Genomic DNA, 6,466 nt, shown 5'->3' on the forward strand with positions numbered 1-6,466 from the left:
CCCTTAGACTTAGCTGCTGGTGAAGTTGCTCCTGTTGCTTTGACTGCTCCTGCAATCAACGGTTAATCTGAAACTGGGTTTAATAAGCTTAGTTAAATAAGAAAATACCCTCCAGAAATGGGGGGTATTTTTGTTTTTTTTAGTAGCAGGAGCATCAGATAATGATGAAACTATGCTTGGTGGTAATACTTTAGGAGTTGTGGTAGGAGATTACAGTCCAGAAATTGAAAAACTGCGGGGTTGTCCACAGATTTACTTTGCTCAAGGTCATTATGCTTGGGGAATTTTGGAAGCTTTAGATCACTATGACTAATATACAATTAATTCTTGTGGGGTAGACATACTTCGACACGCTCAGTACAAGTCTTGTCTGCCCTTAAACCCGGATGGGCTAAAACGTCGATTTAGTAATGCTAGGTAATCTGTTTTTACCTTGTAGGGGCGAAGCATTCGGACAGAATATGAACTGGTTTCACCGATAGGTTATCACCCGAATGCTTCGCCCTTACGATTAATGAATCGGTGTTCTAGAAGCCCATCCCACAATATTAGACCTCTCCGAAAAAGATGTAGGAACAATTGATGAATTGTCCCTACGAATGGGTTTCAAGTTACGCTTATGTAATTTTCAGAGATGTCTATTGGATAATCTATTTCTTGGAAGTCCCTAAAATGGCTTTTTTCATCCTGTTAATCCTTTAATCCTGTACTTCGACTTACTTCGACATAGCTCGACTGCGCTCAGTAAGCAGACATCCTGATTCAGACAGTTTCTCCAAAACTCCCCAAAAATGTCATCATAGTAAAGTTGAGAAAATACTGGAGATAAAACTACGGTTTACGCACGTCCTTTAGCCCGGTTAATTGAACAACTGCAACGCCTTCCTGGTGTGGGTCCAAAATCTGCCCAGCGTCTAGCGTTGCATATTTTGAAGCGTCCAGAATCTGAAGTGGAAGCTTTAGCACAAGCATTGATTGATGCTAAAAAACAGGTAGGTTTGTGTCAAGTCTGCTTTCACCTCTCATCTGAACCTGTATGTGATATCTGTCGCAACCCGAACCGGGATAATCAAACTATTTGTGTAGTTGCAGATTCCCGTGATGTGATAGCTTTGGAAAAAACCCGCGAGTATAAAGGGAAGTATCATGTTTTGGGTGGGGTAATTTCGCCGATGGATGGTATTGGACCAGAACAGTTGACGGTTCAAGCTTTGGTAAGGAGAGTCAGTCAACAAAAACCCCAGGAAGTAATTATGGCTATTAGTCCCAGTGTGGAAGGGGAAACCACTACATTATATATAGGTCAGCTACTCAAACCATTTACCAAGGTAACGCGCATTGCTTTTGGTTTACCTGTGGGTGGTGATTTAGAGTATGCTGATGAAATTACACTGGCTAGGGCTTTGGAAGGAAGAAGGGAATTAGATTAGGAGTCAGGAGAATAAATAATTATCAATTATCAATTACCCATTACCAATTACTTTTTTTGATGCTTATGTTGCTGTTGTAATTGGTGCATTTTATTAAATAAATGCCAACAATATTCTTCAGGTAGTCCACAGGTGATTGCACCCCTTAGCACAACGTTAAAATACCAATCATTAGGTGCAACTTCTTCTTTTAATTTGTTCACTACTACATAAGTACGAACATTTTTGTATATTTGATCTTTGTGGTGAATATCTACTATTTCATGACGATAGAATTGTTGGGAAACACCTTCACGTTGATCTAGATTTTCGCTGAGTCTCCAAGGTAACTGATAAAGTACACCTGTCACTAAGGATGTAGAATCATTGACTACATCTAAAACCCCACATTTACGCAGGGGGGAATAACCATAAAATCTGAGTTTATATTCTTTTAATATAGCAGGTCCGATGACATAAGGGTATGTATTTTCACCAAGCGATCGCTTTAAATCCACTGGACACATACAAGAACCATAGGCAAAATAATAAAATGTCGGTTCTGTCTCTACCTTTGCAGGATTTTGAGGTTGTACCCAACTATGGTTTATGTGTCCACTGTGATTACTCATATTCCTTCTTTATATGATAATATAAAAATGGTATTACGTTAATGATCATAAATGATCATATTCAATATATTTAGAGTTCATAAATTTCTAATGGTAAATTATCTGGATCTTTAAAAAAGGTAAATTTCTTGCCTGTAATTTCATCCACTCTGATATTTTCCACTTCGATATTTTGAGAGGTTAAATAATTCACACTTTCTTCAATATTCTCAACTGCAAAAGCAAGATGTCTTAAACCACAAGCTTCTGGTTTACTAGGTCTTGCGGGAGGGTTGGGAAAGGAGAATAATTCAATTTGGGTATTTCCTACTTTTAAATCTAGTTTATAAGAATTTCTCTCTTTGCGGAAGGTTTCATGAATGATAGGAAAACCAAGAATGTCAACATAAAAATATTTTGATTTTTGGTAATCTGAACAAATGATAGCGATGTGATGAATATTTAATATTTTTATCATAAATTGCTTTCTTCTATTCTTAAAAACAATTCTATGGTTTTTTGCCACTGGTAAACTTATTCAATAAATCAATTACCTTTTTGGCATCCTTAATCGCTTGTTTTGCTTTAGAAATAATAGTATTAGCAGCTATATAATCTTCATAGTCAACTTCACACCTCAGAAGACGTAACCGCTCTAAAATTTCTCCTAATTTTCTAAAATCACGGTTTTTAGTATAACTCTTTAATTCTGTAATTACATATTCATGTACACTATATTTAAGGGTTTTTAAATTATCATATCCTTCAAAATCTCGTAAATAGTTTCTAGTTAAACAGAAAGCAGAGTAATACGCCCTACTAATACAAGCGCGTATTTTCGCTTCATTAATTGATGCACTATTTGCCTGATTTGAGGTATTAATTACTTCATTATATAAAGTTTCTGCAACCTCTAAATAACTTAACCAATCAAATTTCATTCAAAGTCCAAATGAATACAAAGATTTACAGCAACCCCTAATGAAGCATCTATCCACCAATTTTCATCCAATTCATCTAGTTGATTTAGAGCTTGATCAACAGATTCTGGACTAGCACAGATAGAAAGTACCAGTTTCTCCCATTGAGGAGATTCAGGATCAACGTACAACTTTAATCTTAATTTCTCACTTGGGAAATACTTTCTTATTTGTGGATGAGCTTCTAGCAGCACATCTATCAGGTTTGAATGCTTTTGCAAAAACCTGTGTACATCAATAACATTTTCTACTCTGTAAAAGAAACTGATTTTGCTTAATTTATGAGTCCATCCCGTCTCTTCTAAAAGAGGTTTGTGTAGTTGTATAGATATTTCCTCTATTTGTGCAGATAATTCCAATACTATGCTATCTATATTTACAAAGGGGTTAACTTCAGTGATTGCATTCACTAATTTGTTAAATAAAATTTCATCTATTTTGATAATTAAATTAATGCCTGATTGATATTGTTGTGGAATTCTTAGAGTTTTCATAATTTTTATACTTGATATGTGTTGCTGATTGCAATTTACTAAATTAAACAAACTCAAATAATCTTGTATTTGAGCCAATAGAGGTGTTGGTGAAGTGCGGAATTATTTTATTATCATACACTGAAAACACCTTCATAGGTTTACATTTTTTACCTTCTGAGCATGAGCAATCAAATTATAACTAAACAAAGAATATGTGTGAAAATTTTAATATAAATTAAACGGGAGATAGATGTTTCTTTAGTCGGTAGAGGTATAGCATTGCTAAACCCCTACTTAATTACTACCCTAAAATCGTCTTTGATGCAATCCTGGTTTTCTTGCGGTCTGCTTCCGAAAGTTCTTGACCGGCTTGCAGACGAGTAGCAGAAGATTGCAATACAGTTGCAGCGTTAGTATCACCAATTTGTAAAGCAGTTTTCGCTGCTGTTTGCAACATTGTGACTGCACCTGTGCGATCGCCTTGTTCTAATTTTGCCTCTGCAATCTGAGTTTGGCGATATTTAGCTAATACCAAAATTGACTGTGACACCTGGGTATTTAATGCTGGTTGGTAAGTCTGAGTAATATTAGCATATATCGGCATCAGGGGAGAAAGTAAACTCTCTTTTTTCTGTGCTGGATCATCGTAGCGAATCTGAATATGTCCAATGACTTGTTCACCTTCTGGCAATTGTCCCAAATAAATATTCCCCAAAACTACCCTTTCTACATCTTTCATTAAATCACCCAAACGAATCACAAAGCTACCATTAGCTTCTGTTTCCACTGGTAACTCAATGGTTTCTGGGGCAACTTGGGCGACTGGTTTGAGTTCTGCTAACCGCACACCAGGAACGAGAGACAGCAATAAATGGGCATTGGTTAAGCCCACAGATTGAATGCGTTTAAACAAGCGTTTAAACTGGTCCACAGCTTGGTTAGGAGTCTCAATATAAGCGAGAGTACCACCACCAGCATCGGCGATTTTTTCTAGTAAGTCCTGGTTCCAGTCATCACCAAAACCAAAGGTGTTAATGGTGATATTTAATCTGGTGGCTTTTTGTGCTAGTTGCAAACAACGGTTGTTGTCATTTGATCCTATCTGCCATTTCCAGATTTTTAACCCGTTATCACCATGACCATCTGTGAGTAGAAAAGCTTGGGAAACAGCACCTTTTGTTCCTTTGAGCAATTCTGTAATTCCCAAAGATAAACCTTCACCAATAATAGTACCGCCTCCAGCTTTCAGACTTTTGTGTAACTGGGTTTTGATGGTTTTGGGGTCTTGAACGATTTGGTTAGGGATAATGACCTCAGCAGTACCCGCAAAAGCCACAATTGAGATCCTGTCTCCAGGTTTGAGTTGATCTAATAATTGTTCCACTGCCTGAATCACTGTGTTCATAGCTTCGCCGTGCATAGAACCGCTTTTATCGAGAATCAGGCATAAATTCACGGGTATACTAGAATCAAGCTCATCAGCAATAGCCGAAATGGAAATTTCTAGTTGACGCTGGTTAGTAGTTTGGGTTGCGTCAACGTTAGTATCATTTAGTGCCGATAATAATTTAACTTTCATGTAGGAGGAGCATCCTGCAACACAGTTTTTGAGACAATTCTGGTTTTCTTGCGATCGCTCTCTGATAGATTTTCACCTGCTTGTAAACGAGTAGCTGAAGTTTGCAACACCGTCGCTGCACTAGCGTCACCCATTTGTAAAGCTGTTTTGGCGGCGGTTTGGAGCATGGTGGCCGCCCCAGCGCGATCGCCTTGCTGTAATTTTGCTTCCGCTAACTGGGTTTGGCGATACTTGGCTAAAGCTAAGATTGACTGCTGCACCTGGGGATTGGTACTCGGTTGGTAAGTGCGATCTACATTCACATAAACTGGCATATTGAGGGAAAATAAACCAGCTTGATCCAGTGCGGGATCATCGTAGCGTACTTGCACATTAGCGATCGCCTGTCTACCTTCTGGCAACTGTCCCAAATAAATATTAGCCAAAATCACCCGTTCCACATCTTTCATTAAATCCCCTAATCTCACTGTAAACCGTCCATCTGGTTCTGTTTGTACAGGTAATTCAATTGTCTCTGGGGCGACTTGAGCTACAGGTTTTAATTCTGCTAATCTCACATTCGGCATCAGGGAAAATAACAGGTAAGCGTTTGTTAAACCCACTGTTTGCATCCGAGTAAACAGACTATTGAACTTATCCACTGCTTGTTCAGGGCGTTCAATATGTGACAAACTTCCTAACGCTGCATCCGCAATTTTCTCTAAAATATCCTGATTCCAATTGTCTCCAAACCCTAACGTATTTAAGGTTAAATTATAGTCAGACGCTAATTGAGCAAATTTCAAGCAGCGATTATTATCACCATGTTCATTTTCCCCATCTGTCAGTAAAAAAGCTTGGGAAACAGTATCTTTTTTACCCTTGGCTAACTCTTCTATTCCCAAACGTAACCCTTCATCAATTGCAGTACCCCCATCCGCAGAAAGACGATTAATTTGCTGTTTGATGTAATCTCGCTCTGCAATTACCTGATTAGGCACTAAAACCTTGGCACGATGGTCAAAAACCACAATACTCAGTCTATCCTGCTCACTGAGACGGTCAACCAACAAACAAGCCGCCTTTTTCACATTATCCAGCGATCGCCCCCGCATCGAACCACTATGATCTAATATTAAACATAGATTTAATGGCACACTGCGATCTAAAGTTTCCCCAATCGCCGAAATCGAAAACGCTAACTGACGTTGACTACTAGGTTGATTCGAGTCTACACAAGCATCATTTAAATGAGGTTGCAAGTTAACTTTCATAAAGTCATTTTCCTAACGACATTATCTATATCTATTTATAAATAACTTCAATCTCCAGTTAACAGAGTACGGAAAACAGATAAAGGAGGCAGGAGGCAGGAGGCAGGAGGCAGGAGGCAGAAGGCAGGAGGCAGGAGGCAGGAGGCAGGAGGCAGGAG

At 38.4% G+C, this 6,466-nt stretch carries 7 protein-coding genes and 1 pseudogene; 2 read left to right on the top strand and 6 right to left on the bottom strand.

Features of this window, described 5'->3' with window-relative positions:
* Window positions 1-133: 133 nt before the first annotated feature.
* Both PN497_RS04100 and recR read left to right on the top strand, forming a co-directional pair.
* A pseudogene (locus PN497_RS04100) lies at window positions 134-313 on the top strand (HAD family hydrolase); the annotation flags it as partial.
* 559 nt (window positions 314-872) lie between these two features.
* On the top strand, window positions 873-1,430 hold the full coding sequence (gene recR, locus PN497_RS04105) for a recombination mediator RecR (protein ID WP_272109683.1): 558 nt from the start codon (window positions 873-875) through the stop codon (window positions 1,428-1,430).
* 47 nt (window positions 1,431-1,477) lie between these two features.
* On the opposite strand, the gene PN497_RS04110 is transcribed toward recR, so the two are convergent.
* The 6 genes from PN497_RS04110 to PN497_RS04135 all read right to left on the bottom strand — a co-directional run bounded on the left by PN497_RS04110 (window position 1,478) and on the right by PN497_RS04135 (window position 6,308).
* Window positions 1,478-2,041, bottom strand: a complete 564-nt coding sequence (locus tag PN497_RS04110) for a gamma-glutamylcyclotransferase (protein ID WP_096571914.1) — start codon at window positions 2,039-2,041, stop codon at window positions 1,478-1,480.
* A gap of 70 nt (window positions 2,042-2,111) precedes the next feature.
* Entirely contained in the window at window positions 2,112-2,495 is a 384-nt protein-coding gene (gloA2, locus tag PN497_RS04115) for an SMU1112c/YaeR family gloxylase I-like metalloprotein (protein WP_096572846.1), read from the bottom strand.
* A 34-nt stretch (window positions 2,496-2,529) separates the two neighbouring features.
* Entirely contained in the window at window positions 2,530-2,961 is a 432-nt protein-coding gene (locus tag PN497_RS04120) for a HEPN domain-containing protein (RefSeq protein ID WP_096571913.1), read from the bottom strand.
* On the bottom strand, window positions 2,958-3,494 hold the full coding sequence (locus PN497_RS04125; protein ID WP_096571912.1) for a hypothetical protein: 537 nt from the start codon (window positions 3,492-3,494) through the stop codon (window positions 2,958-2,960). The genes PN497_RS04120 and PN497_RS04125 overlap by 4 nt, the downstream gene beginning before the upstream one ends.
* A 283-nt stretch (window positions 3,495-3,777) precedes the next feature.
* Window positions 3,778-5,055 carry a vWA domain-containing protein gene (locus PN497_RS04130; protein WP_096571911.1) on the bottom strand — a complete coding sequence of 426 codons (1,278 nt, stop codon included), beginning with the start codon at window positions 5,053-5,055 and terminating at the stop codon, window positions 3,778-3,780.
* A complete protein-coding gene (locus tag PN497_RS04135) occupies window positions 5,052-6,308 on the bottom strand; it encodes a vWA domain-containing protein (protein WP_096571910.1) in 1,257 nt (418 codons plus the stop codon). The genes PN497_RS04130 and PN497_RS04135 overlap by 4 nt, the downstream gene beginning before the upstream one ends.
* Between the last annotated feature and the right edge of the window lie 158 nt (window positions 6,309-6,466).

Origin of the sequence: Sphaerospermopsis kisseleviana CS-549 (genome assembly GCF_028329225.1) — a bacterium.
Classification (GTDB): domain Bacteria; phylum Cyanobacteriota; class Cyanobacteriia; order Cyanobacteriales; family Nostocaceae; genus Sphaerospermopsis; species Sphaerospermopsis kisseleviana.

Coding starts and splice junctions, on each gene's coding strand:
- PN497_RS04110 (WP_096571914.1), bottom strand. CDS start 2,041: ATGAGTAATCACAGTGGACACATAAACCATAGTTGGGTACAACCTCAA.
- PN497_RS04120 (WP_096571913.1), bottom strand. CDS start 2,961: ATGAAATTTGATTGGTTAAGTTATTTAGAGGTTGCAGAAACTTTATAT.
- PN497_RS04125 (WP_096571912.1), bottom strand. CDS start 3,494: ATGAAAACTCTAAGAATTCCACAACAATATCAATCAGGCATTAATTTA.
- PN497_RS04130 (WP_096571911.1), bottom strand. CDS start 5,055: ATGAAAGTTAAATTATTATCGGCACTAAATGATACTAACGTTGACGCA.
- PN497_RS04135 (WP_096571910.1), bottom strand. CDS start 6,308: ATGAAAGTTAACTTGCAACCTCATTTAAATGATGCTTGTGTAGACTCG.